Genomic DNA, 25,598 nt, shown 5'->3' on the forward strand with positions numbered 1-25,598 from the left:
CGGTATGCTTGGCTGTTTTGCACAACCAACAGACGGAGCTACCGCGATGGAGTTCAAGCCTACGATCGAGTTCGATGATTTTACGAAGCTGGATTTGCGCGTCGCCACGGTGACGGCGGCGGAGGCGCATCCGAACGCCGACCGGCTGCTGAAACTGCAGATCGACCTCGGCGGCGAGCAGCGCCAGATCTGTGCCGGCATCCGCCAGTACCAGGAGCCAGCGTCGCTGGTGGGTCAGCAGATCATCGTCGTGGCGAACCTCGCGCCGCGGAAGATTCGTGGCGAAGAGTCCAACGGCATGTTGCTCGCGGCGACGTCGGAAGATGGCGACGCCGTGCAGGATGTGGTGGTGTTGCAGCCGACGCGACCCGTACCGCCGGGCTCAAGCGTGGGATGATACGGCTGCGTTAACCGCGGACGTTGAACACCGCGACGGCGCACCACTGGTTGCCCGTACGGTCGGTGATGGCAAAGCCGCGCGTGGCGGGGGCGCCCATCAGGTGGCCGCGGTCGAGGCAGCGTTTGTGCCAGGCGGCGATGTCATGCTCAGCCGTCTCGCGATCGGCGGTGAACAACACGAGCAGCAGGCCGGCGTGCTGAATCACGCGGTCGCTCTTGAGCTTCTTCACATCTTCCGCCACCGGCGCAAGCAGCTCGGCCGCATATCGGCGGAACGGGCCGGTCGTTTCAAACTGCGCGACCGTCTTGATTTCAAGCCAGTAAGCGGCTTCAGGGTCGGCCGCTTCGCCCAGCGCGTCGAAAATCGTGCCGCGCACCTCCGGGTCGCGCAGCGGTCGGCCGTCGTGGGTGAGCACAAGATCGCAGCGCTTGCCCTCCGCTTTGCTTCGCCGTTTCCACGCGCCGGGGTAGCGCTGCTCGGGCCAGGCGCCGTAGCCTTGTTGCGTGAGCGCCTCGCGGATCAGCGGGTGCAGGCGAAGTTCGTCGAGTGTGTCAAAGCCATACACCGCCTGTTCCGCATCGTCGGCATGAGCGCGACGTTGCAGCGCGGCGGCGACGGCGTCGGCAATGTCGGCCGAGCTCCAAAGCATGCGACGATTGTAAAGCCTTTCGTCGCGCGCAGGCTGATGCAAAAAGTCACAACAGGAAACTATTGAGTTACGCCCGCCGTCGCGTTACCTTTGCTTGTGAGGATGCGCGACGTTACCTTTCACATCAGCACGTGGGGGTTGAACGTTGAAAGCGGCGTCGCGTTCGCGAGTCAACTGCACTAACGATCGGCAAGGAACTCGTCGATGGAAACACCTCAAGGTCCAAGCACACCGCCAACACCACCCCCGGCCTCGCCGCCGCCCGAGCCAACCCCGCTGACGCAGGAGCAGGCGATGGCGAAAGTCAAGCCACCGGCGATTGCGCTGATCGTCGCGGCGGGGATCGGGATGGCGTATGGCTTGCTTATGATCCTTCTCAACGCGCTGGGCATGACTGCCGGCACGGTGGCCGGGGCGAATGACCCGGCAAACGTCGCCGCGACCGTGGTCAGCGGCGGCGCGGGGATTGTCATGAGTATGGTCGGCATCGCCTTCGGGCTGGTCATCATCTTCGGCGCGATCAAGATGATGCAGTTGCAATTGTGGCCGTTGGCCATCGTCGCGTCGATCCTGGCGATGATCCCTTGCGTATCGCCCTGCTGCCTGCTCGGGCTCCCGTTTGGTATCTGGGCGATCATCGTGCTGGCGAACCCGCAGGTGAAAGCAGCCTTTAACTGAACCGGTTCCCTTGAACACATTCATCGGAACCGACCAACCCGGGCGACGCGCCACGCGCCCGGGTTTTTCGTGCGCGGGAAGAAGCCCACGGCGTCACGCCGTGGGCTTCGACCGTTGATCGAAATGCCCGAGCTTGACGGTCATCCGTATTACCAGCTTGCCAGCTCACCGGTAATGGTTTCAACGCAGTCTTTAATGGTGAGGATGCCCACGGGCTGCTGGCGGTCGTCGATGACGATCGCCAGCGCTGCCTTGTGATGCTGCAACTCCGCCAGGCCGCGGCGAAGCGGCATGTGCGCGGGCACGAGCAATGGCGTACGCATCAACTCGCGGATGGCCGGGCAGGCTTCAGGCGTGTGCAGCAGCGCTTCGGTCACAGCGACCTCGCCCGCCACGTTGCCCGAACCATCCATGACCGGGAAGCGCGACCGACTCGTGCGGTCGGCCAGCGTCCAGAGCACCGCCGGCTCGTCGTCAACGTTCACCGTGATGACCTCGGACCAGGGCACCATCTCGTCGGCCACGGTGCGGGTGGCGAGTTGCAACACGCGCTCGGCGATCGCGGACTGGTCATCGCTGAGCAGGCCGTAGCCCACGCCTTCGCGGACAAGCGCCTGGACCTGTCGACGTGGGTGGAACGGCTGAATCTGTGCCTTCTGCCCCAGGCCGACCATGACGAGCTTCGTCGCCACCGCGATCAATGGTACGAGGCCAAGCCAGGTGAACAGGTGGCGCGAGCCTTCCAGCAGCCAGGCAAGGCGATACATCAGCCGGTCGGCGTACGCGGCGAAGAGGTCTTTGGGCAGCGTTTCGCCGAAGATGAAGAGGATGGGTGTCACGATGATCGTGTTGAGGACGATCGCCTGCCACTGGCCGATGCCCCAGCCTTCCAGCAGCACCGCGAGGCCGGCGGTGCCCATGTAGTTGGCGATGTTGTTGCCGATCAGCAGTGTGGTCAGCAGCCGAACGGGGTCGTCCGCCATGCGTCGCAGCAGGCGGGCCGGGCGGTGATGTTGATGCGCGTAGATTTGCAAGCGAACGCGGTTGAGGCTGTACGCGCCGGTCTCCATGCCGGAGTAGAGCGCACTGAAGGCGAAGCCTACAAGCATGATGCCGCACCAGAAAGCGAACTCGAAGCCGGTCATGGCGTCGGCTCCTTGTCGCTGGGTTGTGGGGGGCGGCCAGCTGATTGCAACTCGATGAGCACCGTGTCGACGCGTCGGCCGGCCATGCGTTCGACGGTGATCTGCACGTTTCCGAGCGTCGTCCGATCGCCGACTTGCGGCACTCTGCCCAGCCGGGCCATCACCAGTCCGCCCACGGTGCGCACCGCTTCCAGCTCGGCCAGGCCCGCCACCGCCGGGTTGTGGCCGAACACATCCGCCCAATCGTGCACCGACAACTGCGCATCGACCCGCCACACGCCCGGCGAAACATGCTCGACCTCCGGCTCCCCCGCCGGCTCAAACTCGCCGGGCAGGTCGCCCACCATATGCTCGACCACGTCTTCGATCGTCACCAGGCCGGCCGTGCCGCCATACTCATCAACGACAATGGCGAACGTCGTCCCCGTCTTGCGCAACTCAAGCAACAATTGGTCGGCCCGCTGCTGCTCGGGCACGAACTTCACCTGCCGAATGTATTTCTCCAGCGCCTCGCGCGTCGTCGGCCGATGCAGCAGAACCTGCCGCGCGTAAACCATGCCGACGATCTCGTCCAGGCTGTCGCGATACACCGGCAGGTGGCGCAGCTTTGTACGAGCGATCAGTTCGACCATCTCGCTCGGATCGTTCGCGAGGTCAAACGCCTCAATATCCACGCGCGGCACCATCAGGTCGCGCACCTTCAACTGATTCAGCTCAAGCACCTGCCGAAGCAACTGCTCCTCGTCCGAATCGATCACACCCTGCCGCTGACTCAGATTCAGCAACGACTCCAACTCCTCCGGCGAAAGCGCGGGCGGCTTGTCCGGCGGCGCGATCAGCCGAGCCAACGGCGTAATAATCGCCACCGACGCCCCCACCCGCACCGGCGCAAGCAACCGATGCACCAGATACAACGGCAACGCCACCACCCGCGCCCACGTCATCGGCAGCCGCGCCGCGACAAGCTTCGGCAACACCTCGCCCAGCAAAATGATTCCCAGCAACGGCGCAAGCGTCGCCAACCCCAGCAGCACCGGCCCGAGCAGCCCCTCACGCCCCAAATGAATCAGCAGCACGGAACTCGTGACGAAAAACAGCACGTTGATCGTCATGTTGCTCAGCAGCAGCGTAATCAGCAGCCCACGCGTCTCGGCGAGCAGTTTTGTAATTGCTTCGCTGGCCAACGTGCCCGACCGCGCGAAGCGCAGCCGTTGGTGCGGTGAAAGGCTGAACAATGCCGTCTCACTGCCACTGAAAAACGCGCTGCACACCAGCAGCAGCGGCAGCGATCCGAGCATGAGCAGGTAAGCGAATCCCATAGGTGCTGATCAGCGATGTTCGTCGATGCGCAGCGACATTCCTTCGAGGCCTTCCCACTTGTGCTCGCGCATCGCAGCGGCGACGCGCTCGGCGGCGTCGACAGCCTCATAGCCGGCGCGGGCATCCACACTCGGCGCTTTGCCCGTGCGGGCGGCGTCGAGAAAGCTGGCCAGCTCAGACGTAAGCGGGTCGTACTCGTTTTCGTCCACGTCCATCCGCAGCTCATCGACCTGGACGATGTCGGAGTAGTCCATGTCGGTCAGGTCCATGCCAGCCACAAGCTGCTCGCGAACCTTGGCCAGCGCGTCGCGGTTGCGCGACGTCCGCAGCACGACGCCCGACCGTTGCTGATAGTCGAGGCTGACGTACGCGTCTTCGCTGAACAGCCGCATCTTGCGTTCGGTCTTCAGCGCGAGGCGGGAGGCGGTAATGTTCGCCAGGCAGCCGGTCTCGAAGACGATTCGAGCCGACGCCACGTCCTCATGCTGCCCCAGCACCGCCACGCCCGCCGCGTCGACCTTGCGGATCGGCGAGCCGACAAGCATCAGCACGATGTCCAGGTCGTGGATCATCATGTCCATCACCACGCTCACGTCCAGCGAGCGGAACGTCATCGGGCTCACCCTGTCGATCTCAATGAAGCGCGGCGTGATGCCCATCTTCGCCACAGCCTGCACCGCCGGGTTGAACCGTTCGGTGTGGCCGACCTGCAACGCCGTGCCATGCTCGGCCGCGAGCGCCGCGATCTGCTTCGCCTCTTCGACGCTGGGCGCCAGCGGCTTTTCAATAAGGCAGGCGATCCGCCGTTCAAGCAGCGGGCGGGCGGCGGCCATGTGGTACTTCGTCGGCACCGCCACACTGACCGCGCTGACGTTTGGAAACTTCGCCAGCAGTTCGTCAACCGACGCGAGGGCGGCGCAGCCGTGCTCGTCGGCAATCGTCGCGGCACGCTCGGTGTCGGGGTCGACCACGGCGACGAGGTTGGCCTGAGGCAAGTTCTGGCGGTAAATGCGCGCGTGGTGGCGTCCCATTCGGCCGACGCCGACGACGGCCACCTGCTGCGTTGCGGTATCACTGGTCATGGCCACTATGGTAGCGGGATTCGGCCGGCCGTTCGCAAAGGCAGGGGGTCGCTCCCAAAACCATCAGGCAAGCCTGCTACGATGGTGGTATGACTGACGGGGCTGACAAGACAACACGCAAGCCGATCATCGGCATCACCATGGGCGAGCCCGCCGGCGTCGGCCCGGAGGTGGTCGTCAAGGCGCTGGCCGACCCGAGCATCCGCAAGCTCGGCCGGTTCGTGATCTACGGCATGAACGAGCTGCTGGCCTACGCCGCCGACCTTGCCGAGCTGGACACGTTCTGGTGGCGGCTGCAACACGACTCGCCGCGGGCCGGCTTCGACCTGGTGCACGACGTGGTCGTGCTCGACTACGACGAATACTCCATGCTCGGCACGTCCGTGCACAAGCCCACCAAGCCAGGCGGCCAGGCGAGCCTGCGCTTTCTCGACGACGCCGTCGCCGCGACGCGAAAGCCCATCGAAGAAGGCGGCATCGACGCCCTCGTCACCGCGCCGGTGTGCAAAGAGTCGTGGCAGATGGCCGGCTGCCGCTTCCCCGGCCACACCGAGTTTCTCCAGCATCGCATGAAAGCCAAGCGCGTCGCCATGATGTTCCAGGCGCCCAAGCTCAATGTCGTGCTCGCCACCGTGCACGTCGCGCTGATGGACATTCGCAACCTGCTGACCATCGGCCGCGTGTTCGACCCGATCGAGCTCGGCCACGCCGCCATGCAGCAGATCGGCGTGCCCAACCCGCGCATCGCCGTCTGCGGCCTCAACCCCCACGCCTCCGAAAACGGACAGTTCGGCGACGAGGAAAGCCGCATCATCAAACCCGCCATCGACATGGCACGCGAACTGGGCATCGACGTGCAAGGCCCCCTCCCCGCCGACACCGTGTTCGGCCCCGCCATCGCCGGCAAGTATGACCTCGTCGTCGCGATGTATCACGACCAGGGCCTGATCCCCGTCAAAATGCTCGCCTTCGACAAAGCCGTCAACGTCACGCTCGGCCTGCCCATCGTCCGCACCAGCCCGGACCACGGCACGGCCTTCGACATCGTCGGCAAAAACCAGGCCAACCCCGGCAGCATGCAGGCCGCCATCCGCCTCGCCGCCAACCTCGCCTCGGGCGAAATCGCCAACAACACGCCGTAGCCCCCGCCGGGCGGCCGTGAAACACTTCCGCTACACTATGCCGCAACCTGCGCGGGGCAGGGGCATTTTCCGCGACACGAAACAGGCCTTCTTTGAACGCCATCCGCAACTGGTATCAAGACGTCAGCGACGCGCATCTGCCGATCACCGACCCGGTGCTCATCTTTGCGCTGGTGATGATCCTCATCCTCCTCGGCCCCGCCGCCGCGCGACGCCTGGGCATGCCCGGACTCGTCGGGCTCATCATCGGCGGCGCGATCGTCGGCGAGGCGGGCCTGGGCCTCATCGCACGCCCCGGCACGATGGAGCTGCTCGGCACGGTCGGCCTGCTCTACCTCATGTTCGCCGCCGGCCTCGGGCTCGACCTCGCGCAGTTCAGCCGACAGCGAAACCGCAGCGTCATCTTCGGCCTCGTCTCGTTCTTCATCCCGCAGATCATGGGCGTCCTCGCCGGCGTCTACCTGCTCGGCTTCGACCTGATCCCCGCTGTGCTGCTGGGCTCGATCGTCGGCTCGCACACGCTGCTCGCCCTGCCCATCGCCAAACGCATCGGCATCGCCCGCAACACCGCCATCACCATGGCCACCGGCGGCACGATCGTCACCGACGCGCTCTCGCTCACCGTGCTCGCCGTCGTCGCCGCCCTCGCCGCCGGCGAGATGACCGCCATGTTCTGGATCACCTTCCCGCTGATGGTCGGCGCGTATGCCGCGTCCATCATCATCGGCCTGCCGATCATCGGCCGATGGTTTTACCGCAGCGTCCAACGCGAAGCGAACACCGAATTCGTCTTCCTGCTCGTCGTGCTGTTCATCTCCGCCGCGCTCAGCGACGCGGTGGGCCTCGCGCCCATCGTCGGGGCCTTCCTCGCCGGGCTGGTGATGAACCGCCTCGTGCCGGACACCGGCCCACTGATGAACCGGGTGCACTTCGTCGGCGAAGCCCTGTTCATCCCCTTCTTCCTGCTGGCGGTCGGCATGCTGGTCGACTTTCGCGTGCTCGTCAGTTGGAACGTGTGGTGGCTGGCGCTCGTGTTCACCTCCCTCGTCTTCGTGGGCAAGGGCGGCTCGGCACTGCTGGTCGCCCGGCTGTTCAAAAACACTCGCGAAGAAGGCTGGGCCATCGCCGGCCTGAGCATCCCCCAGGCCGCCGCCACGCTCGCCGTGACGCTGGTGGGCTATCGCCTGGAACTGTTCACCAGCGAGGTGGTCAACGCCGTCGTCGTGATGATGCTGCTGACCTGCCTCGTCGGACCCTGGCTGGTCGAACGCTTCGGCCGACAGGTTGCGTTGCAGGAAGAAAAAGCCCCCTACCGCCCCACCGACGCGCCGCAGCGCATGCTCGTGCCGCTGGGCAATCCCGCCACCGCCGACGCACTGATGGACCTCGCCTTCTCCATCCGCGACCAGGACAGCCACGAGCCGGTCTACCCGCTCACCGTCGCCCGTGACGACGGCCAGGTTGAAGCCCACGTCGCCGCCGGCGAAAAGATGCTAGGCCACGCCGTCATCCACGCCGCCGGCGCCAGCGTGCCCGTCATCCCCGTCACCCGCGTCGACATCAACGTCGCCAACGGCATCACCCGCGCCGTCACCGAACTGCGCATCTCCAACATCGTCGTCGGCTGGAACGGCTACGGCGGCGGCAGGCAACGCATCTTCGGCGGCATCCTCGACCAGGTGCTCCAGCAGACGCAGCAGGCCGTGATGATCTGCCGCATGCAGCGGTTGCTCAACACGACCGAGCAAATCGTCATCGTCGTCCCGCCGTTGACCGACCGTCAGCCGGGCTTTGATGTCATGGTGCGGATGCTCAAGCTCATGGCGCACCACATCAGCGCCAAGCTGCGCGTGGTGACCACCGAAGAAACGTGGACCGCGGTTCGACGCGTGTTCGAAAAAGGCAGACCCGAAGTCACCGTCAACTTCGAGCCCGTGAGCATCTGGTCAAACCTGCTGCCCGTGCTGGACAAGACGGTTGAAGAGCATGACATTCTCGCGCTGTTCAGCGCCCGCAAGGGTCGCCTGGCATGGCAGCCGATGCTCGACCGCCTGCCCTCAACATTCGCCCGCCGGTTCGACGAACAGAACCTGCTCGTGGTCTACCCATCGGAAGTCGTGGTCGAGACGTCGTCCGCCATGGCGTCGCACCTTGATGAACTGCCATTGATCGAAGCCCTCGCCGACGGCCGAACCGCCTTCGATCTCGACGAGCAGAACCACGAAGCCGCGCTGAAGCAGATTGTCGACGTGGTGTTCAGCGATGACGACGCGACGCGAAGCATCCTCACCGAAGTGCTCGTGCGCAACAGCCGCGAATTCTCCGCCGAGGTCACGCCCGGCGTCGTGCTGGTGCACGCCCACGTCTCGGCTGTGACCGAGCCTACCGTGCTGCTGGGCATCTCACCGGCAGGCCTGCGATTCCCCCTGGTGCAGCGGCCGGCCAACCTCGTCTTCGTGCTGCTGAGCCCCGCCAACCGCTCGCCGGAGCAGCACCTCAAAGCGCTTGCCGAGATCGCCAAGCTCGTACGACAGGAAACAACCGTCAAACGACTGCGCAACGCGCGATCTGCCGACGACCTGCGACAATCGCTCGAACCCGCTAACGAAAAGTAACACGGCTAGTACATGACCTTCGGGCACCATCGACGCCCACAGCGTCACGCCGTGGGCGTCTGCCCCGCATACAAAGATGCATCGCACCCCCCTCACACCCCCCGAGCACGCTCCCGCACCCAGGCAAGCGCCCCCTCGCGATCACGCACCCGCCCGTCGAGTTGGGCGTCATACACCTCTTCAAGCAGCCGTCCGAACGCCGGGCCGGGCGTCAGGCCAAGCTTGATCAGATCATTGCCATCCACCAGCGGCGGCGGTGCGACGCCCTCCTCAATCAACGGCTGCGCTTCGCGCTCCAACGCCGCCACCTCCCGCGCTGCCGGCAACGCACGCAGCAGCCGCAGCGCTTCAGGCCACGCCGACGCTGCAAGCAATCGCTTTCGCCTCGCCACATCCAACGCCGACCAACGATACGCCACCGGCAACAGCGCCAGCATCGCCTTCGCCTGATCGTGATGCTGATTGCTCAGGCAAAGCGCCTTCCGCCATCGCCTTAAACGAGCCGGCGCCTCATGCCCCGCAAAGTTGACCACCCGCTCAAAGCTAAGCTCGCCCGCAAACTGCCGATCAATCAGCCACCCCACCAACAGCGTCGCATACGGCAACGCCGACGCGTCGCGCGTCAACGCCTCAAGCGTATGCAGCGGCACGTCAACATGATCCTCATTAAGCACCGGCCCATCGAGGCGAAGCGCGTGCACCATCCTCACCGCCAGCGCCGGCCGCGGCCCGGCAAGCATCGCCTGCACCTCCATGCCGATGCGCTCCCGGCTGATCTGCCCCAGATGCTTGGCCAGCGGACGAATCGCCGCGGCGGTCCTCGGCTCGATGTCAAAGTTCAGCCGAGCGGCGAAGCGCGGCGCACGCAACATGCGCAGGTAATCTTCACTGAACCGCTCCGACGGATCGCCGATCGCGCGAACAACACGCGCAGCAAGGTCCGCCCGGCCGCCGACGTAGTCGATGATCCGATCGCCCCCCGTGTCCGCGTCACGCTCGAACGGGTCGGCAAACAGGCCGTTGATGGTGAAATCGCGCCGCTTCGCGTCGTGCTCCGCGTCGGTGAAGATGACATGGTCCGGCCGACGCTTGTCGGTGTAACCCCACTCGCTGCGAAAGGTCGCCACTTCCACGTTGTTCCCGCCAAGACGAACCAGCACCACGCCGAACGCCTCCCCCACCGCTCGGCTACGCGGCAGCAACGCACGAACCTGCTCCGGCGTCGCGTCGGTGGCAATGTCGTAATCCTTCGGCTCATGCCCAAGCAACGCATCGCGCACACAACCGCCGGCGAAGTAGGCGACATGCCCCGCATCGCGCAGCTCGCGCACGATCAGCATCGCCGCATCGCGGGCTGCCATCCGTCTGGAACGTGAGGGCCTGGCCATGTCCGCCAAGTGTATCGCAGGAATCGCGCCGAAGTACCGCCGACGCCGTCGCCAGCCAATCAACCATGATCGTGGTCATGGCCATGATCGTGATGGTGATCGTGGTCATGGTCCTCGGCAGATTCCTCGGCCGCATCATCGCCATTGAGCTTGGCCAGGTAGCTCGCCGGGTCCTGAAGGAAAACCGTGTCGCAGCCGGCACAGCAGAACTTGACCTCCTGATCGCCGTACACCATCGACACCGGTGTGCCCATCGAGCCCAGTTGCGTGCCCGCGACGATGCACTCATCCAGCGGATACGCCGTCGCTTCGCCGGCCTCCACCGCCGCGACAGCCTCGTCGCCCATGAGCACACGCACGTCGTCCGCTTCCGCATCGGCGGCAGCCGCCTCGGCCTCCGCCTCAGCATCCACACGCCACTCCGCGCCCGCCTCAACGCCCGGCCCCGTCTCCTCTTCCCCGCAGCCGGTCAGCACCAGGGCCAACCCCAACAGCCCCGCAGGCAGCACCACCCCCATGCAGCGGCTGAAGTTCATCGAAACAGGCAACAGGCCAAGGCAGCGGGAGTCAGTCATGGTTCATATCCTCAAAGGCAAAGAGAAAAATCGGGCAACAATCAGCGTACGCACGCCCAGCCACGCCGGTTCATCAACCGCCACAACGTCGCCCGCCGCCCATTCAATCAAGCCAGATCATAAGCCGACCTGAAGCCGCCAGCCAATCGACGCCCCTGCGGTTCATCGCTCGGCCACACCCTCGGCGGTTAAAGCCCACGGATGTAAATCCGTCGGTGCGTATCAACAGCACGATGGCAACTCATCCGCGCTCACCCCAACCCCGTTGCAGCGGGTCGAGCCGACGTATGACGATGAGCCGACGCAAGCGCCGCATACGCAGCCTCCGTCGCCCGCAAGCCATCTTCCGCGGAGGCCAACTCAATCAGTCGCCCCGCTTGAATACTCTGAGCGAACCACTCGAAGATGCGATCAAACTGTTTATCCATACCCATCTTCTTCGACTCGTAGCTGCCTTGCTGATCGTACACCTTGAGCGTACCGCGGTCGGCGTCAAAGTCGGCCGTGCCTTCGTCGCCGATCACTGTAATCTGAAACAACGAGCCCATATCTTTCGTTCGCTTGCAATACAGCCAGCCAACTTCCACCAGCCCCACCGCCCCGTCCGTCATGCTGCACGAAGCCACAACGTGCTGCGGATGTTCGTAAGGCGGAAGCACGACGCCATGCGCATCAATACTCGCAAACTCCGCACCGGTGTACCACCGAATCCCTTCAAAAAAATGAACGCCCGAATCCGTGATCGGCCCGCCATTATTCATAAAGTGCTCCAACCGCTCCGTCGGCGTCCACTGGTGATTCGACCAGTCATACACAAACCGAACCACGCGGACCGTCCCCAGTCGGCCGGCGTCAATCTCCCGCTTGATCAACCGATACGCCTCGCCGCTGCGCGTGTTGAAATTCACCGCCAGCAAGCCTTTCGACCGCTCCGCCGCTGTCACCATTTCCCGACATTGCTCCGCGTTGCTCGCCATCGGCTTTTCGCAAAGCACATGCACATCGCGCTCCATCGCCGACATCGCAATCGCCGCATGCGTCTCCGCATGCGTCGCAACCACCAACGCATCAAGCTCTACCTCGTCAAGCAGTTCGCGGTAGTCTTCAAACACCCGGTCGGCCCCCCACTGCTTCGCCGACGCCTCCGCACGCGAGCGATCCACATCCGCCACCGCCGCCAGCGTCCAACGCCTCGGCGACGACGAAATCGCGCTCATATGTCGCTGCGCAACCATCCCGCAACCAACCACCCCAACACGATACGCACCGCCAACTCGACTCTCTGCCATCACGACAACTCCTTCAACGTACGCCGCCGCCTTGCCGACCACGCACGCATGCAGCTCATCAACCCGGCACGCGGATCGCCGGCCAGTCCAACGGCACACCCCGCGCCGTCAACGCCCGTTGCAATGCTTCAACCCGCTCCGCCGACGCCGCCACCGCCTGTGGCGAAACGCCTTCATCCACACACATCGCTGCAAGCTGACCCGCCGCCTCGCCGATGCTCCACTCCACCGGGTGCAGCCGATAGCAACCGTTGGCGATATGGGTCGTGCCGATATTCTTCGCCGCGGGCAGCAGGTTCCGCAACCGCACGGGCACGAGTGCACGAAGCGGAATCTGAAAGGGATAGCTTGGCATATCGATATAGTTGTCGCCCCCCGTGGACGGATGCAGATCAAGGTGATACGCGCCAATGCCGACCGAATCATCAAACCGCGCCGCCTCCGCATCGCTGCCCCTTGCATGGCGGGCAACATGATTTTCCGTCACGGTGAGTTGGGCACGAATCCGCCGGGCCTCGCGAATGTAAGGCCGCTTCGCAAACCCGTCGCAAGTTCCCATGACGTCCGGCCGAAGGCGCAGGTTTGGATAACCCACGCCGCCGTCCGACCGCGGCGCCTCAGTCTGCATCCAGTAAAACAACGACAACGACAATCGCTTCGCCTGCCGCATGTGATGCGCCGCATCCTTACATTCAAACACCGGCCCGACGATGTAATCGTTCTGTGGCCAGTTGACGATCGTAATGCCCGGATGCAACGCATCCGCCACCTCGTCCAGGCCCGTCCGCATCGCCGGATCGAAGATGCGCGGGTCGAGCACTTGTCGATATTCCCACAACCGCACACCCGCTTCGCCGCCGCGTTCGCCCGCCTCCACCGTGCCCTTACAAGGCTCAAGCGTTCGCGGATTGCTATAAACCCAACTCAGCATCCGCCCCGGCCAGGCCGGTGTAACCGCCGGCACGTACTCTCGCCAATGATCGTAATCGCTCGGCCGATCGATCACGTGATCCCCCGCCGCGCAATCCATCGCGAAGCACCACGTCACCGCCTGCATGTTCGTCGGCTGCGCCGCAGCCGGCGCATGCGGTTCACCATGCTCCGACTGACTTTCAAAACCCGTGACATACTCACACCCGGCCAACGGCAGCAGGTCGCCGCATTCGCTCGCGTCAATCACAAACTTCGCTTGCACGACAAACGGCTCGCCACCGTTCACCTGGCGAAACGTCACTGCCCGCACCGCGTCGCCGTCCACTTCCGCGCCCGTCGGCTCAACCTCATGCCACAACCGCAACCGCCCCGACGCCACATACCGCGCCAGCATCGCCTGCAACACCGCCACGCTGACCCAAGGCAGATGACCAATTCGACTTACCCACGCCCCACCCGGATTCAGACATGCATCTTCAAACGCCGACCGCGTCAACGGAAAATGCTCGCGATAGTAACCTCGAACCAGCGAGCGATACCGCGCATAACTGCGCGCCGCCCCGCATGATTCGATCCACCGATTCTCATCCGGCGGCACGCCCTGCTGACTCACCTGCCCGCCAATCCAGTCCGTCGGCTCGGTGAGCACCACACGTCGGCCCGCCTCCAACGCCGCGAGCGCCGCCGCACATCCGCCCAAACCGCCGCCGACCACCAGCAGCTCACACTCGCAATCCGATTTCACCATGCCGCCTTGCTCAACTTCCAGCTGTCATTCGGTTCCAACCGTCATGCGAATCACGACGGACCCTGGCATGCTCATGCGTACAAAGCCCACGGATTGCAATCCGTGGGTGCCTTTGCATACCTGTGGATCATCGCCCGAGTTTCACTCCTGCAAACGCAACTGCATCCCGAGGCTCTGGCCGTCAATCGTTCGAACATGCACACGTGTCTGCTGTGCGTCCGCCTCCACGTTGACGACCTCCGAAGCGGGCTTTTGCGACAATGCCTCAGCCGTCACATCCCAATAGCCCGCCAGCGTGATCGACCACTCATGAGGCTGACTCAAATAATCATCATCCAGCCGCAGGTCCGGGTCCGCCACCGTCAGGAAATACTGCCCCTCGTCTTCCGACTCCAGCATCACCAGGCAAGGCGAACTCACATGAGTGATCGGCCCGATCTCGTCCACATCCTGCGATTCAAACAACACGCCCGCGATGAGGCTCGTCTCATCGTCGGCCACAATATGCGCCCGTTCATCCTGCGCGATCACGCGATAAGGCGGCTCCGCCGAGGCCATCCGCTCCGCAAGCTCCGCCATCGCCCGTTCGCTCGTCCGCAGTTGCACCATGTACTGGTAGCTCGCATCGTCCGGTGCCTGGCCGTGGTCAATCCACGCCGCGGCAAAGTCGCCGACCGTGTCCTCCGTGTTATGCCGATCGCGCGAATGCTGCTCCTTTCGCGAGATGCCGATGCGCTGGCCATCGGGCACGTAAAAGCCCGTGCCATGCATATCCATCAGCCAGGCAGGCCCAGTGACCGCTTCCTCATCCAACGGGAACGCATCGAGCGTATCGCCGTTGAGGGTGATCGCGGTATCGCGTTCGGGTAGGTGTCGCTGAAACAGGTTCGTATGCGTCGGATACGTCTCGTCATCGTTACGGATGTTCGACCCCAACGCGACCAGACGATCGTCGAAGAAAAAGTACGTCGCCTTGCCGCGATGGTCCGGCCGAAGCCACTGCGGTCCCTGAATCTGCATCACGAAAATGCCATGTTGATCGCGATGCGCCAATCCGCCGACAAAGTCATGGTCCGTACGCGTCGAGGCCGTGCCGCCCGTCGGGTTTTCAAGCTCTTCCAACGGCAGGTGGATCACTGTCGTTCCGTCGAAGCGGTTCCAGTCCCAGCCGTCGTGCTCGTAGCCGCTCCCTGCCAGTGAGATCGGATCGCCTGCGACCAGGTAGTAAAGGTCGCCGCTGCCGATCCAGCCGCCGTGCGCGTTTTCCTGATCGTAAATTTCCGTGCCCCAGAACTGGCTGTTATAACCCTTCACCGCCACAAGCCAGTCATCACGCCGCTGCGCCAGCATGCCCGCATAAGGCATCGACAGCGTCCCTTCCGGATGCGGCTCGGCCTCCGTCACCGCCCCGCCAAACGCCTCCTCCGCATCCGCGTCCGCGTGCAGCCGCAAGTACGCCGCCGCCAGTTGCTCATCAATCGTCACTGACCGCTCGCCATCGCCAGGCCGCGACACCGCCAACGCGCGATAGATATCCGGCCGAATCGGCTTGTTCGCCATCGGATGACGCCCGTGAAACGGTATGGGCAACTCAAGCAGGTTCGCATGAAAACGAAGATTCAGCATCGAATACTTGAACCGGTCATATGCACTCGGCGTCAAAGTGAACCCCGCCTCCGCCAACGGCTCGATCAGATAGATCAGCGTCGGAATCGCATACTCGGCATACGCCCAGTAGTGCGCTTCATGATGCCACATCGAACCGTCATTCTTAAACGCATTGTGCGCCGGGTTCATAATCCCGCGCGAAATAAAATCCATGAACGCTTGAATCCCACGCGCCTGATCCACCGGATCATCAAACATGAACTGGCCAAGCAACTGGTAACGGGCATCCAGATGATAATGGTCCAGGTTCGGCGCCGGATTCGCCTCCGTCACCACCTTGCTCCAGCCGTACGCGTAGTCGAGATAATCCCGCGCCTCGCGAAGCCGATCGTGGTCCCGCAACACCTCCGCCATCATCCATATCGAATCGCACAGCCGCCGACCGTTGTACCAGCCATACTGAAACCCCGACCCCGGCTGCATGCCCTGATCAAACAAGTGATCGAACATGTCCAGGTACATCTCGGCCAACGCCTGCTCGTGCTCAGCGTCATCCGTCAGATACCACAACTCCGCGACGTCAAACATCACGTCGTGAATATCCGCCGCGGCGGCAACCTCCAGCCCCGAATATTCATAAAACGACGCGCGACGCGAGTGCACCACCGGCAGCCCGCGAATGCCATGCTCATCACGCTCGATCCCAAACCCCTCGAAGCGCTGCCGCAGATCATCAAAGTCATGGCGGTCCGGATTCCCACGGTTCGCCGGGTGTAACCGCGCACGCAACTGCTCAAGGCTCTCAAGCTGATGCTCCGTCACCTTGTCCCGCGACGGAAACTTCGCCTCAACCTGCTCGTCACTCACCGGCTGCCAGTCATAATGCGCCGGCACATGCTGCTGCCGAAAGTCCAGCGGATTGTTGTATACCACCAGGTCAAACCGCACGGTCCCCGAATCAACCTCTTCCGGAGCATGAATGACAATGCGATCCGTATCGGATGTCACCTCACCTTCAAAGTCGCTGCGGAACGTGTACTTGAACGACGCATGCCGCCAGCCTCGATAGTCCAGCGGCAGACTGAACCAGCCGGTGACTTCGTCGCCTTCCATGAAGTCGAAGCGCAGTTCATGCTCGCCCGGCTCGTCGTTGTACACCCAGAGGCCGAAGGTCGCCTTCTCATACCCGCCATAGCCGGCGGTCTGGTGCAGGTCGCCCAGCTCCTGCTCGATGTCGATGGTTTCGCCGCTGCGCCAGTCCCATTGCAGCGACTGCTCGCCGTACTTGTAGTGATGCCGTGTCAGCGAAAGGCTGTCCGGCCGAGTGGCCTGCCAATGCGACGGCACGCCATCCACAAACGTCTCGGCCGGGAAATGCCAATCATCCGAAGCCGACACCGTCAGAGTCGACTGCAGAACCAGTGAAGAAAAACAAACAGCAGCGGTGCAGTGAAACCATGGCTTGAACATAAATCACAAACCTTCAAATTCAGTTGTTTGCAAAAAACAGACCGACCGCGCAGCGACCAGAAAACAGTCGCAAACGAACGGATGGAGGGCAACCCAGTCGGGCGATGAGCAACTGGCTCCCGCCCGGCTAGGTTGCCCTCGTTCTATGAGATCGTCTGCAATTCAACCGTCACAAGGGACAACAGCAAGGCCGCTTACATGTTGTTCCCATGTCGGGTCCACGGATTGGTCGGCTGCCAGACGTTCGGGATGGCGGTGGCAGTGTACGCATTCCATTCATCTTCGAGCGGCACACGCGATGTGTGGCCGTCCGCCCAGAAAATGTTGGCGCCTTGGCTGTGCCGACCGTGAATCAGGCCCATTGCAGTACCCTCAGCGTAGAAGTCTCGCAAGTCAAAACGACCTCGATGTTCACCGGTCACACGGCTAGGCTGGTGATAGGAATCCGCCAACACCAGCGTCTTCGAAGCCGACGTGAGTTCGTCCAGCCTGGCCGGTGAATCAACTCCACCACCATAGAGACCGCGGGCGTCACTGCCGAGGTGCTGAATGTTGTAGCCGTACTGGACCGTTCTCCAAAGGTCATGTGTCCGATTGTTCGTATTGGTCGGATCCAGCCGTGACTGCACTTCATCCCACGATCCACCATACGGATAGGTGGCTTCGCCAAAGGAAGGACAACCATACAGCACTGCCGTTGCAACGTATTCCTGACGCCACAGTTCGGAGGACCAATCTACGGAGTTGCCGCCGCCGATATCAAAGAAGGTCGTTGGGAACGTATCGCTGTTGTCCCCGAAGTACATATGGAAGCCCAGTCCGATCTGCCGAACCTGACTTGCACACTGAATACCTCGAGCCGACTCGCGTGCGGCGCCCAACGCCGGCAGCAGAATGCTGATCAGCATCGCAATAATGGAGATGACAACCAGAAGCTCAATTAACGTAAAGCCCAAGCGTGTTTTGATTCGAGGTGGAAATGAACGACGTGCATTCTGAATCATGATGCGCTCCTTGTTCGGTGAGACTGCCACGAGTTGTGCCGCCATACCGTTACAACGTGCCGCAACTCACAACTGGTGTTTTCATAACGGACGCGGCGCCTTAACGGGGTCCCTCAAGCGGATGAGGTTTAGAAGACAAGTCAAAGATCCAACACGTAGAAAAATCAGAGCACGACCCCATTGATATCATAATACTCTTCGATTACACATCCTACCGAATATCGAACGACCGTCAAGACTTCGCGCACGATTTCAACGAGATTTGTTGCGGCTCGGCCTGGACTGGATCGCCTGCGGAAAACATCGCCAAACGCTGCGATTTCGGCTTTATCCGCCGTACACAGCCGCAGGCATCCCCCACAAAGCGATTTATAAGAAGATACTTGAGTTAGAATTCCATTGGGTTTATAGTGATAACACAGCCTTGATTCCGTATGGTCATTTAGTAACAGTTGAGCGTCCGCTTTCAGTCGTCGGCCCTTAAGTGGCCGCAGTGCCCGGGAGAACTTCATTCGATGCGTAAAGTTGGTGGTTCAGCCCGTGTTGCCCGTTACCTCATGCGCCAGATCCGCACGCACGGGCCCGGGCAGTCCCTGCCATCGTTTCGCTCGATCAGCCAGGATTGCAAGGTCAGTGCGACCACGCTGTCGAGCGTCATTCGCCAGTTTGAAAAGCGTGGCCTGTTGGTCGTTCGTTCGAAACAGGGCGTCTACACCCCGCCGACCATCCCGGCTGAGCGAACCCGCGTCGAACTGCTGGACGTGCTGTATGTCGGCGCGGACCCGCAGGTGGTTTCGCACATCGCGTTCCGGCAGGACATGCTCTGGCATCTCGGCCAGCAGCCTTCACAGCTCGGCTACAGCGTGCGATTTCACGGCATCCACGCCGACCCCAGCGGCATCGCCGAAATCGAGCAGGTCGCGGAAGACCCCGAATGCGAAGCGTGTCTCGTCATCAACCTCTCATCGCTCGCCCACTTGCAGCCGTTGCAGGACGCACACGTGCCTTACGTCGCGATCTACCCCGAAAGTCCCGAAGTGCCCGCGCATAACTGCGTGACCGTCGACCACACGCACATCGTCGCCTCCCAGCTTCAGCATCTGCTTGATCGCGGTCATCGGCACATCGGCTACCTCTACAAGGTGCGCGACCATACCTTCCGCCGAAGCGAGTACTTTCAGCGCGAAGCGTTTTATCGCATGGCGTTGAAGCATCGCCTGCCGATCGACGACTCAGACGTGCAATACGCGGGCCTTGAAAGCGCCGATCAGATTGAGGGCATTCACGCACTGCTCGACAAACCCAACCCGCCCACCGCGATCATCTGCAACGACGCCCACTTGCCCGAGTTGTACAAAGCCGCGGAACACTTCAACCTGCGCATCGGCCATGATCTCAGCGTCATCGGCGCGAACGATGGCCCGGAAGTCACCGCCGTCTCCCCCCCTGCCACCACGCTCCGCATCCCGCGAGGCCAGGCGGTCAAAATCGGGCTCGAAATGCTCGAAACCATTCTGCACAGCAGCGACGCCACCACGCCCAACCGCAACGTAGCCGTCTCGCTGATTGAACGCGCTTCGACCGGCCGCGCCCCCACGAGCGTTCCGCGGACGCAAGCGCAACCGCAAGTCTCATCTATCTGACGTCTCGGCCGCCATCGCGCCGACGCCTCGCGACCGCAATGTCCGTTCGTCAAACCCCCGCATCAAAACCCCAGCCCCCGCGCATCCGGCTGCCGGGCAAACTGACGCACACGCTCGTCTGTAAACGACTCGGCCACGGCCGTGTCAAGCAACTCAAGCTGATGCTCGATCGACGGCCGTCGGCTGGCCGGCGCCACACCTGCCAAATCATCCAGCATGCTGCGCAACCGACGCACGACCTGCAACGAATCGCTGCCGTCCTGCCGAATCTCGTCCACCGCCAGGTGCAACAGATCTTCCCACGTCGACATGTGCAGCCAGACCCGCGGCTGACCCTCAACCTTCAGCACATGAACACGAGGCAGCGCCCGCGTCACCAGTCGACGCAACAGGTCGTGCAGTTGATCGATCGCCTGCACTGCCGTCGTCGCATCGTTCGCCCCGGTGGCCAACCCGCGTGTGGCCACGTCCACCAACAGTCGCATCCCATACGCGACATCGCGCTCAAACGTGCGCTGCGACGTGATGCTGACATGCTGCTCCACACCCGGCGGCCGACCGCCGCGCAACTCAAGCAGCGGGGCGTCGGCGGGCACAAACGCACCGAGCGTCGGCAAGACGACAATGGTGCATTCATACCGCGCCGCCGCTTCCGACAGGTCACGGTCGTTCCAATCCGAAAACGCCCCCTCGCGCGGCGAGTCGATCACCACATCCGCCGGCCCGCTCGGCGTCGCCGCTTCCGGCGCGTCCACGTACGGCTCCGTGTAATACTGCGCAATCGTCAGCCGTGTCTTATCGCTGATCAACTTGACGATCGAACTCACACGCGTCGTATGAATGATGTGATTGCTGTAAGCCGCAAACGCGCCCAGACTCACCACCGCCATCACAAACGCCACCGTCACGGCCAGGCTCGCCAGTGCCTCGCGATCTTCCTCGGCGATGGTCAACCGCAAACTCAACATCACCGTCAACGCATAGGTGAACGTCGCCACGAACACGCCGATCGTCCAGTAGCTCGGCCGATCCTGCACCAGCAGCGACAGCGCACGCGGCGAATACTGCTGACTCGACAGTTGAATCACCACGGCGATGACATTGAAGATCAGCGCGATCAACGTCGCCGCCGCCGTGGCGATCGCCCCCAGCACGCTCCGCGCCGTGTCGGCTTCGCCCTTGAACACCGGCACGGGCAGGTCACGCCATTCCACGACCGTGTCCACCCCCAGCGTCACGCCCGCCAACACCACCGCCGCCAGCGCCCCCACCGTTGGCGCGACCCACAACCGGCCGCGCGGCCGACTGATGATCCGAAACCAGTCCTGCAACTTCATGGCCGATGATATGCCGCCCCACCACCGGCGGCTTTCGCACCTCACGTAGAGCAGAGCTTGCCCTGCCATGGCGTACGTCCATCATGCGGCAGGGCAAGCCCTCCCATGCCAACGTGAATTCACCCCTTCATGCGCACCAGGCCGACGCGCCGGCCCACACCGGAGGCTCGCTTCGGCAAGCCACCGGCGAGTGCCCGGCCAACGGTGTCCGCTCCCGGTCAGACGCGTGAACATGGATGGGCAGCCACGCGACTGACCAATCGGAAACGACAAAAAAGGTCGGCAACCAGCGGGATGCGACCCGGAAACCCCAGCCACCTAAGGCTCGGCCATCCGGCGCATTTGCGTGTTGACCTGGCTGCCCGGGAACAGTACACCACGACCTCACGATCTCCCGCAAAGGCCCGGCAGACACCGGCCTCGTCTGAAAGATGTGTAACTCATCCGCCAGCCCGGCCGCGCACAAAGCAGCCGGGCGGCGGGTGATTTTTCCAATGATCGCCAAGTACCCGGCCCAACGGCCGGTCCATGCCTATCTTGATGGGCGTCATGTAGCACCCAATACCGGCTACTTTACATCGGAAAGCTTCATCTCCATTTGACAACTGAACGCGTCGCTCTCGATCGGCTGAAAGCCGAGCCGGTTCAGAAATACCCTTGCTCGCTTCCCCCCAGAATGCTCGAGTACGGATACGGCTGCATCCGCGATTGCGTGCCATTTTCAGAATATCTTGGAATAGCAGATGGCCAAAACCTTTGCCTCTCGCCGAATGAATTAGTTGTACCGTTCAATCTGAATTCGCAGCATCCACTTTCGACTCGTCACTCGACAAATGACTTGTTCGCACAGTACTACCCGCCATCAACTCGACCGGAATAACAACCTTGTGTGGCACATCATCAACGTCCTGACTGTTTAACTTTTCAACCAGACGCTTCATCGCCTTGCGTCCAATCGTTCGAGGAAAGGTCGCAACCCGAGTCGGCGAGGGAACCATTAACCGCAATGCGTCCAGGTTGTCGAACCCGACGACGCTGATATCGTCGGGGCATGAGATACCATGCGAAACCAGATAATGCATGAGATACATCGTACTGAACCCGCTCAAGGCGATGATTCCGACGGGGAACCCATCGCCGCTCGTTTCCCACTGCTCCAGGGTGTCACGGATCGTCTGCTCGTCATGCTCAATGACTTGGGGAAAGTCACCTGGCCGCATCGCCAAGCCATGCATCATCAGTTCCATCTGGATGCCCCAAAGGCGCTGCTTACACGGGATGTATTGAGGTGTCGTTACCAGACAGCCAATCCGCTCGACGCCTGCAGCTATCAGCTGCTGCGCTGCAAGACGGCCCCCCCAAACATTGTCGGAAAGGACGGAGTCGACCGCAGTACCTTCAACCTCCGAATCCGCCAACACCACCGCCTTGCCAATCTTGCGTAAAGCAAAGACCAATTCCGGCGTGGGATTGCCTGTCAGAAGAACGCCATCACGCTGTTCGCAGGTCCGCAACAGCGATGCGGTGTCTACGTCCCCGCGATGTTGCGTTTCATTCCAGTAGGAAAGATGCTGCTCAACCGGTCCATAGTCCTCGACGAAATCCTGAATCCCGGCCAACACCTGCATCTGGAAGCCGCCGGGAAGCGTCTCGTTGTGCCGCGAAAACTGGCATAACACTACCTCTACCGAGAACGGCCGCCGCTTTTCGTGACGTAAACGCCGCGACGCCCGTCGTCGCGAGAGGTAGCCTGACTCACGCAGCACCGCCAACACCCGTTCCCGAGTATCGTCGGCGATATGAGCCTTACCGTTGATGACGCGGGAGACCGTGCTATGCGAGACGCCCGCTAACTTGGCGATGCTACGAAGGTCGGTCGCTTGCACTTTAGTCTGCACCTCGCTGCTCCTGCACCAAACACCCCGGTTCTGCACCAAACCTACCTTTTCCAAGCTCCCTGTCAACACTACACAATCTTCAATAAAGACTCAGGCAGAACTGCCCCGCCCCCCCTCGGACTGAAGTAGAAGTGCCCCTTTCAGCCGGATCAAGGAATCTGATGCGGGCTTTGCCATTCATACTTGCGTGCTTTCGTCTTGCTTTCGATTGTAACGGTTCAGGACAGGGCGAATGTCGACGCCGGCTCCGGCGATGCGTCCAGCGGTACCAGTCGCTGCGCGTTGCCTTGGATGATCGCGGACCATGCTGCATCACTCAGCCCCAGTTGACGAAGAAATGCCAGCAACTCCCCACCGTAGTAATCGCGGGCAAACAGAATGCGATCCTGAAACCGTTCCAGCAGATCGCGGCTGAACGCGACATCGCGCTTCAGCGCCCGCAGTGCCGAACCGGCAGAGAGGTCGGCGTACAGGTTGGGATAGCGCTCCAAAAGTTGTTCGATCCGGTTGCCGGGGGCGATTGGCCCTTCCGGATAGTTGGAGGGGGCCTCGTCTGCGTCGCCGCTGATCTCGCGCCAGAAGCCGGGCGCGTGACCGATGAAGGTCGTCTCGGGGCAGACCTGCAACGCTCGCTCCAGGTTGGCCACTGTGCCGCCGTACCAAGCGGACTGGTAGACCTGCCGGCCGGTCATCTTTTCGGGCAGATAAGGTACGTCCAGGTGCAGCACCACCGGCATACCCAACTCACCGGCCTTGCGGTAGAGGTTCAGGCAACGTGGATCGTCGAAGAGAATGCGGAACTTCCACTCGCCGCACACGCGCACGCCGTGCATGCGATGGGCCGCTTCCAGCAGCGATGGCGCGTCGCCAAGACATGGGTGCGGGCAGTAGCCGAGGATGAAGCGGTCCGGGGCACGATTGCGTACCTTGATCAGATCCGAGAGCACGATGCCTGCATGTGTACCGTCCGGCCGCAGGTGTTCGGGGTTGAGCACCCGGTGATACGCTGGCGAATCTTCTGCAGGGGCGATTTCCCAGGTGAGCAGCCACGCGAGATCGATGTCATGCTCGTCGAGGTCGGCAATGAGGCCAGTATCATCTCGACCATGCCAGAACACGTGCTGATGGGCGTCAATAATCATTCCGTCATTTCCATAAGCCAGTACGTCCTTGCAGATCGTCGCCAGCATCGTTGATCGGTGGCACAGTCAACTCGCTGCCCGGCTCAAGATCCAGCGCCACCAAACTACTCAGTGAACAGCTTCCAGTAAGCCGCCTCCTCCAGTTCGCCAACAGTTGCAAGCATTACAACTTTCGCGTTGCTAGTGGGCATGGCCTCACCTTAAAGTTCGTGAGCGTACTCCGCGACCTTGCGAAAGGCGGCCGCATACTGCTCAATTCGCTCGGGCACGTCGTGCTTGAACCAGGGAATGCCCATCACACGCTGAGCCAGCCCTTCGCTGATCGGCAATGCCCCGGCCGACTGCCGTACGTCGCGCTGGCCGAAGGCCAGCGCGGTGGGTCGTCCATGGTTGAAGATATCCGCGTCGTGGAAGAACGCGTATGCATGCAACGGTGCGTTGAGGCCCGGCCTACACATGGGCACCCCCTCGGCCTGCACCGCTTCACAAAAGCGATCGATCGACAACCCGCCCAGTTCCTCCGGCACATACAGGCCGCGGGCGTGGTACCAGCCGCCCATCGTTGAGTCCGGCTCGTCAATCCGGTGCGGCCGCAGACCCGGCACGCCCTCGAGCAACGACCAGAACCGATTGATCGCCTTTTGAATCTCGGCGATGCGAGCCGGGTAATGCCTCAACTGCACCCGCCCCATCGCGGAGCACATCTGGTTCAAGCGGTGCTTGGTGGCTCCCAGCGGCAGGCCCTTGAACTTGAGCAGCGCTTCGTCGTGCACCTGCTGATCCACGGGGTTGTAGTTGCTCGCCACGCCGGTGCGTTCGTAGTGGCCGAATGCAACACAGCGTTCGTAGAGCGTCGGATCGTCGGTGGTGATGATCCCGCCTTCACCGATAGCAAAGCTCTTGGCACCCATCAGGCTCGCCGCGGCGATGTCGCCGAGCGTACCGCACATTCGGCCCTTGTACATCGAGCCGTGGGCGTGGGAGTTGTCTTCAATAACCTTCACGCCATGCTTGCGGGCGATCGGCTGGATGCGGTCGTAGTCGGCCGGATGGCCGGCGTAGTTCACCACGACGATCGCCTTGGTCTTCGGCCCGATACGGTGCTCGATGTCATCCGGATCAATGCACAGCGTGATCGGGTCAATCTCGGCAAAGTTGACCGTCGCCCCCAGCGTCAGCGCCTGTGCTGCGCTGGCCCAGTAGGTGATGCTGGGGCAAATGATCTCATCACCCGCGCCAACACCGCAGGCCCACATCGCCGCCAGCAGACCCGCCGTGCCGTTGCAGGTCGCCAGTGCGTACCGCGAGCCCTGCCAGGCGGCATACTCCGCTTCGAACTGCTTAGTCAATTCCGTACCGGACATCTGACCCGAGCGCATCACCGCCGCCACCGCCTGCACATCCTCGTCGGTGACGATCGGCCAGTGAAACAGCTGCCGTTCATTCTCGGTCGCGATTAAGGCCGGGGTGCCATTGTGGATGGCGAGCCTACTCTTGCGTATTGTTTGATGCGAGGTCATTACTGCTCTCTG

The 25,598-nt window shown here is 62.5% G+C and carries 19 protein-coding genes; 5 read left to right on the plus strand and 14 right to left on the minus strand.

The features are described 5' to 3' along the window. Positions 1 to 46 precede the first annotated feature (46 nt). Entirely contained in the window at positions 47 to 397 is a 351-nt protein-coding gene (gene metG / locus ACERK3_13475) for a methionine--tRNA ligase subunit beta (GenBank protein MFA9479296.1), read from the plus strand. Between the two features lie 10 nt (positions 398 to 407). Here the strand turns inward: metG and ACERK3_13480 are convergent, their stop codons facing one another. Then, complete coding sequence (locus ACERK3_13480) at positions 408 to 1,049, minus strand: hypothetical protein (GenBank protein ID MFA9479297.1); 642 nt, start codon at positions 1,047 to 1,049, stop codon at positions 408 to 410. 204 nt (positions 1,050 to 1,253) lie between these two features. On the opposite strand from ACERK3_13480, the gene ACERK3_13485 reads away from it, so the two are divergent. Continuing rightward, on the plus strand, positions 1,254 to 1,727 hold the full coding sequence (locus tag ACERK3_13485; protein MFA9479298.1) for a hypothetical protein: 474 nt from the start codon (positions 1,254 to 1,256) through the stop codon (positions 1,725 to 1,727). Between the two features lie 149 nt (positions 1,728 to 1,876). Here the strand turns inward: ACERK3_13485 and ACERK3_13490 are convergent, their stop codons facing one another. From ACERK3_13490 to ACERK3_13500, 3 genes are read right to left on the minus strand one after another with little or no spacing between them, the layout of a single operon-like run. Continuing rightward, a complete protein-coding gene (locus tag ACERK3_13490) occupies positions 1,877 to 2,872 on the minus strand; it encodes a CNNM domain-containing protein (GenBank protein MFA9479299.1) in 996 nt (331 codons plus the stop codon). Beyond that, a complete protein-coding gene (locus tag ACERK3_13495) occupies positions 2,869 to 4,191 on the minus strand; it encodes a hemolysin family protein (GenBank protein ID MFA9479300.1) in 1,323 nt (440 codons plus the stop codon). The genes ACERK3_13490 and ACERK3_13495 overlap by 4 nt, the downstream gene beginning before the upstream one ends. Positions 4,192 to 4,200: 9 nt before the next feature. After that, positions 4,201 to 5,274 (minus strand): Gfo/Idh/MocA family oxidoreductase, encoded by a 1,074-nt coding sequence (locus ACERK3_13500; protein MFA9479301.1) that lies wholly within the window; start codon positions 5,272 to 5,274, stop codon positions 4,201 to 4,203. 89 nt (positions 5,275 to 5,363) lie between these two features. Here ACERK3_13500 and pdxA point away from each other — a divergent pair, with 89 nt between their 5' ends. Continuing rightward, positions 5,364 to 6,416, plus strand: a complete 1,053-nt coding sequence (gene pdxA / locus ACERK3_13505; protein ID MFA9479302.1) for a 4-hydroxythreonine-4-phosphate dehydrogenase PdxA — start codon at positions 5,364 to 5,366, stop codon at positions 6,414 to 6,416. Positions 6,417 to 6,508: 92 nt separating this feature from the next. Beyond that, positions 6,509 to 9,031, plus strand: coding sequence for a cation:proton antiporter (locus tag ACERK3_13510; protein MFA9479303.1), 2,523 nt, complete (start codon positions 6,509 to 6,511; stop codon positions 9,029 to 9,031). Positions 9,032 to 9,123: 92 nt separating this feature from the next. Here ACERK3_13510 and ACERK3_13515 read toward each other — a convergent pair whose 3' ends face one another. From ACERK3_13515 to ACERK3_13540, 6 genes are all read right to left on the minus strand, one after another. Then, positions 9,124 to 10,392, minus strand: coding sequence for a CCA tRNA nucleotidyltransferase (locus tag ACERK3_13515; protein MFA9479304.1), 1,269 nt, complete (start codon positions 10,390 to 10,392; stop codon positions 9,124 to 9,126). 86 nt (positions 10,393 to 10,478) lie between these two features. Further along, positions 10,479 to 10,994: a hypothetical protein gene (locus tag ACERK3_13520; protein ID MFA9479305.1), complete on the minus strand. Its 516-nt coding sequence runs from the start codon at positions 10,992 to 10,994 to the stop codon at positions 10,479 to 10,481. Between the two features lie 251 nt (positions 10,995 to 11,245). After that, positions 11,246 to 12,283: a Gfo/Idh/MocA family protein gene (locus tag ACERK3_13525; GenBank protein ID MFA9479306.1), complete on the minus strand. Its 1,038-nt coding sequence runs from the start codon at positions 12,281 to 12,283 to the stop codon at positions 11,246 to 11,248. A 58-nt stretch (positions 12,284 to 12,341) separates the two neighbouring features. Then, positions 12,342 to 13,964, minus strand: coding sequence for an FAD-dependent oxidoreductase (locus ACERK3_13530; protein ID MFA9479307.1), 1,623 nt, complete (start codon positions 13,962 to 13,964; stop codon positions 12,342 to 12,344). A gap of 141 nt (positions 13,965 to 14,105) precedes the next feature. Beyond that, complete coding sequence (locus tag ACERK3_13535; protein MFA9479308.1) at positions 14,106 to 17,042, minus strand: chondroitinase family polysaccharide lyase; 2,937 nt, start codon at positions 17,040 to 17,042, stop codon at positions 14,106 to 14,108. A 194-nt stretch (positions 17,043 to 17,236) separates the two neighbouring features. Beyond that, entirely contained in the window at positions 17,237 to 18,046 is an 810-nt protein-coding gene (locus tag ACERK3_13540) for a DUF1559 domain-containing protein (GenBank protein ID MFA9479309.1), read from the minus strand. A 515-nt stretch (positions 18,047 to 18,561) separates the two neighbouring features. On the opposite strand from ACERK3_13540, the gene ACERK3_13545 reads away from it, so the two are divergent. After that, positions 18,562 to 19,689 carry a substrate-binding domain-containing protein gene (locus ACERK3_13545; protein ID MFA9479310.1) on the plus strand — a complete coding sequence of 376 codons (1,128 nt, stop codon included), beginning with the start codon at positions 18,562 to 18,564 and terminating at the stop codon, positions 19,687 to 19,689. A gap of 62 nt (positions 19,690 to 19,751) precedes the next feature. Here ACERK3_13545 and ACERK3_13550 read toward each other — a convergent pair whose 3' ends face one another. The 4 genes from ACERK3_13550 to ACERK3_13565 form a co-directional block, all read right to left on the minus strand. Then, positions 19,752 to 21,026: a DUF2254 domain-containing protein gene (locus ACERK3_13550; GenBank protein ID MFA9479311.1), complete on the minus strand. Its 1,275-nt coding sequence runs from the start codon at positions 21,024 to 21,026 to the stop codon at positions 19,752 to 19,754. A 788-nt stretch (positions 21,027 to 21,814) separates the two neighbouring features. Next, positions 21,815 to 22,924, minus strand: coding sequence for a LacI family DNA-binding transcriptional regulator (locus ACERK3_13555; protein ID MFA9479312.1), 1,110 nt, complete (start codon positions 22,922 to 22,924; stop codon positions 21,815 to 21,817). 218 nt (positions 22,925 to 23,142) lie between these two features. Then, positions 23,143 to 24,066: an amidohydrolase family protein gene (locus tag ACERK3_13560; GenBank protein ID MFA9479313.1), complete on the minus strand. Its 924-nt coding sequence runs from the start codon at positions 24,064 to 24,066 to the stop codon at positions 23,143 to 23,145. Positions 24,067 to 24,266: 200 nt separating this feature from the next. Next, complete coding sequence (locus ACERK3_13565) at positions 24,267 to 25,586, minus strand: DegT/DnrJ/EryC1/StrS family aminotransferase (protein MFA9479314.1); 1,320 nt, start codon at positions 25,584 to 25,586, stop codon at positions 24,267 to 24,269. Between the last annotated feature and the right edge of the window lie 12 nt (positions 25,587 to 25,598).

The organism is Phycisphaerales bacterium AB-hyl4, from assembly GCA_041821185.1.
In the GTDB taxonomy this organism is placed as follows: Bacteria; Planctomycetota; Phycisphaerae; order Phycisphaerales; family Phycisphaeraceae; genus Natronomicrosphaera; species Natronomicrosphaera hydrolytica.

Coding starts and splice junctions, on each gene's coding strand:
- ACERK3_13540 (MFA9479309.1), bottom strand. CDS start 18,046: ATGATTCAGAATGCACGTCGTTCATTTCCACCTCGAATCAAAACACGC.
- ACERK3_13565 (MFA9479314.1), bottom strand. CDS start 25,586: ATGACCTCGCATCAAACAATACGCAAGAGTAGGCTCGCCATCCACAAT.
- ACERK3_13515 (MFA9479304.1), bottom strand. CDS start 10,392: ATGGCAGCCCGCGATGCGGCGATGCTGATCGTGCGCGAGCTGCGCGAT.
- ACERK3_13550 (MFA9479311.1), bottom strand. CDS start 21,026: ATGAAGTTGCAGGACTGGTTTCGGATCATCAGTCGGCCGCGCGGCCGG.
- ACERK3_13485 (MFA9479298.1), top strand. CDS start 1,254: ATGGAAACACCTCAAGGTCCAAGCACACCGCCAACACCACCCCCGGCC.
- ACERK3_13480 (MFA9479297.1), bottom strand. CDS start 1,049: ATGCTTTGGAGCTCGGCCGACATTGCCGACGCCGTCGCCGCCGCGCTG.
- ACERK3_13490 (MFA9479299.1), bottom strand. CDS start 2,872: ATGACCGGCTTCGAGTTCGCTTTCTGGTGCGGCATCATGCTTGTAGGC.
- pdxA (MFA9479302.1), top strand. CDS start 5,364: ATGACTGACGGGGCTGACAAGACAACACGCAAGCCGATCATCGGCATC.
- ACERK3_13530 (MFA9479307.1), bottom strand. CDS start 13,964: ATGGTGAAATCGGATTGCGAGTGTGAGCTGCTGGTGGTCGGCGGCGGT.
- ACERK3_13545 (MFA9479310.1), top strand. CDS start 18,562: ATGCGTAAAGTTGGTGGTTCAGCCCGTGTTGCCCGTTACCTCATGCGC.
- ACERK3_13535 (MFA9479308.1), bottom strand. CDS start 17,042: ATGTTCAAGCCATGGTTTCACTGCACCGCTGCTGTTTGTTTTTCTTCA.
- ACERK3_13560 (MFA9479313.1), bottom strand. CDS start 24,066: ATGATTATTGACGCCCATCAGCACGTGTTCTGGCATGGTCGAGATGAT.
- ACERK3_13525 (MFA9479306.1), bottom strand. CDS start 12,283: ATGGCAGAGAGTCGAGTTGGCGGTGCGTATCGTGTTGGGGTGGTTGGT.
- ACERK3_13500 (MFA9479301.1), bottom strand. CDS start 5,274: ATGACCAGTGATACCGCAACGCAGCAGGTGGCCGTCGTCGGCGTCGGC.
- ACERK3_13520 (MFA9479305.1), bottom strand. CDS start 10,994: ATGACTGACTCCCGCTGCCTTGGCCTGTTGCCTGTTTCGATGAACTTC.
- ACERK3_13495 (MFA9479300.1), bottom strand. CDS start 4,191: ATGGGATTCGCTTACCTGCTCATGCTCGGATCGCTGCCGCTGCTGCTG.
- metG (MFA9479296.1), top strand. CDS start 47: ATGGAGTTCAAGCCTACGATCGAGTTCGATGATTTTACGAAGCTGGAT.